At 49.7% G+C, this 2484-nt stretch carries 3 protein-coding genes; all 3 read left to right on the top strand.

What is annotated here, in order from left to right; genetic code table 11:
* The first annotated feature begins 396 nt into the window (after positions 1–396).
* Positions 397–1224: a DUF262 domain-containing protein gene (locus tag COGEMETH_RS25520; RefSeq protein ID WP_238185454.1), complete on the top strand. Its 828-nt coding sequence runs from the start codon at positions 397–399 to the stop codon at positions 1222–1224.
* Between the two features lie 119 nt (positions 1225–1343).
* The gene (locus COGEMETH_RS25515; RefSeq protein ID WP_238185453.1) at positions 1344–1577 is read left to right on the top strand and encodes a hypothetical protein; all 234 of its coding nucleotides are present in this window, start codon (positions 1344–1346) and stop codon (positions 1575–1577) included.
* Between the two features lie 47 nt (positions 1578–1624).
* Complete coding sequence (locus tag COGEMETH_RS25510; RefSeq protein ID WP_238185452.1) at positions 1625–2242, top strand: HEPN domain-containing protein; 618 nt, start codon at positions 1625–1627, stop codon at positions 2240–2242.
* The last annotated feature ends 242 nt before the right edge of the window (positions 2243–2484 follow it).

Below are 2484 nucleotides of genomic sequence, written 5' to 3'. Positions count from 1 at the left end.
CTAGTGCACTGACGCCGACAAAAGGTACACCGCGCGGCGCGAATTGATTTGTCTGTTCAGGCACTTAGCAAACGGGTTCCTGGTACGAATGTCGGTGTCAGTGCACTAGCTCTACGACCGGCGCAGGGGCAAGGTGAATTTGTTTGAGATCGAGCGCAACCTGATTGGAGAGGTTCTCGCGACCTACTGGTAGAGCGCCACCGCAACCACGACGCAGACGCCAACCTCGCCGCGTTCGATAACAGCTGGCATATGCTTCACCACGGGCAGGAGCATCAGCGCCGGTGGCGCACACCTCGCGCGTGTGCAAAGCTATCGGTGGCATGTTCAGTAGGATTTATCCTCGATTGTAGTTATGAAGGACGATAGCGAGTTTGCCGTCTGAGGAGGTAGGGCGTGCAGATAGATGACGACAATCTCGAGTTTTCAGACGAAGGCGATGCAGTCCTTGATGCAACGCAGGTTGCCAATTTTTCGCAAGCTGTCCTCTACTCCACAGATTGGACAGTAGAGACGATCATATCCCAAGCAAGGCGCGGGAACATCGAGATGAAGCCGCGTTTCCAGCGCCGAGACGCTTGGCGTGTATTGCGTAAAAGCAGATTCGTAGAGTCAATTATTTTAGGTCTGCCCATTCCTCAGATCGTTCTTGCGGAAAAACGGACAGAGCGTGGGAAGTACATTGTTTTGGACGGCAAACAGCGGTTGTTGTCTTTACTACAATTCGTAGGAAATGCGGAGGGCGAGAATAATAACTTTGCTCTTTTAGGGCTAGAGGCACGAACCGATCTTTCTAGGAAAAAGTACAAGAATTTAGTTGAAGACCCTGCTCTGTCGAACGATCTAAACGCATTTTTAAATCACACTCTACGAACGGTTGTGATCAGAAATTGGCCAAACACAGATTTTTTGCATCTGGTGTTTCTTCGATTGAATACCGGCAGTGTGAAACTGTCTCCTCAAGAGTTGCGACAAGCTGTCGTCCCCGGCGCTTTTTCCGATTATGTCGATGACGCGGCAGCAGGATCAGCGGAGATCCAAACGCTGCTATCGAGGAAGACACCAGATCCTAGAATGAGAGATGTGGAGTTGCTAGTTAGATTCCTTGCACTTCATAATTTCGTCGAGCTTTATCCCGGTAGGATGAAAACATTCCTTGATGAAAGTTGTCAAAAGCTCAATGATAGTTGGGATAATCCGAGAACGCTATCAAAGAGCAGGTAGGTAGTTTCAAGGAAGCCACAAAGGCGCTCATTGATATTTTTGGGGAAGACCAGATAGCCCGGAAAGAAAAATCCAGATCGTTCAATCGAGCGATCTTTGACGCTCTTGTGTTCTATGCTGTGGAACCGCGTATCAGAGAGGCAATGCTGCAAAATCGACAAAAAATTATTGAAGCGTATAGTGGAGTACTCAAAACCCCAGAATTTGCGGAATCTATCGAAAGTGATACGGCGGGTTTGCCTCACACTGAAGCAAGGCTAAGAATTTGGGGTGAGGCGCTTCATGGCATTATAGGCTTGCCAGCAAAGCCGCCAAAAATGATCGATGGAAGAATATCCTTTGCGGGCTTTTAGCTGTGCCTTCCACTAAATATTTGCGTCTTAAAGAGCAAATCACTTATTTGAGAACGCATCTGTTGCCCGCGGAATTTGACGCAACAGGTACTTATGAAGACGAGAGTGTTTTTGTCAAAGCCCTGGGTTTTAGAGTGCTAGCCCATGCCGAATTCGAAGAATTTCTGGAAGAAAGAGTGACAGAGATAGCAAAAGTAGCATGGGCATCTTGGAAGGATAAGAACCATGTATCAGCAACAGCAATGTGCCTAATTGCTTTTAGCGGCAGAGAAATGAGGCCTCCTCCAGATACATACAGCGCCCCAGGAGAAAACCAGCGGAAAGCGTGGCCTGCTCTAATAGATGTGCACGAAAAGCTCAACGACGCCGTCTCACAGTACATAAAACAAATATCGGTCGACAATCACGGCGTCAGAGAGAAAAATATCTTGTCTATGCTCTTGCCAATAGGCGTGGATCATAAAAAAATCGATGGTGTTTTCCTAACAGAGATAGATGATTTTGGACAACAAAGAGGCAAGGCTGCACACACCAGCTCGGCAAAATTCGTCCAGCAAGAGATCGACCCAAAAGGCGAGTTTGACCGCGTTCAGAAAATCATAAATTTACTTCTGCCACTCGATGAGGAATTGACCGCTGTCTTGGCTACCTGCGCCGCTGCATAAGCAATTTGACCGCGGCGTTCCATAAGCTCCGTTGTGCGCGTGCCATCACATAGGGATATGCGCCAAGGTGCGACCTATCCATTGACAATGTTCCTGTTTTGTGCTCAATAGCCGCCACCTGCTGCCCGGCAGTCGCGGAGCGATCCGGGGCTGCTCCAGGGGGCCCGCCCGGTGGCTGATCGGTCGGGTCCGGGCGGCGGGGCGGTGCCCGCGTCGATGGCTTCAGCCGTCATCGCCCCGGG

The organism is Methylobacterium trifolii (assembly GCF_022179685.1).
In the GTDB taxonomy this organism is placed as follows: domain Bacteria; phylum Pseudomonadota; class Alphaproteobacteria; order Rhizobiales; family Beijerinckiaceae; genus Methylobacterium; species Methylobacterium trifolii.
Note: the sequence above shows the minus strand (reverse complement) of the source record. Positions and strands in the feature narration are given on the sequence as shown.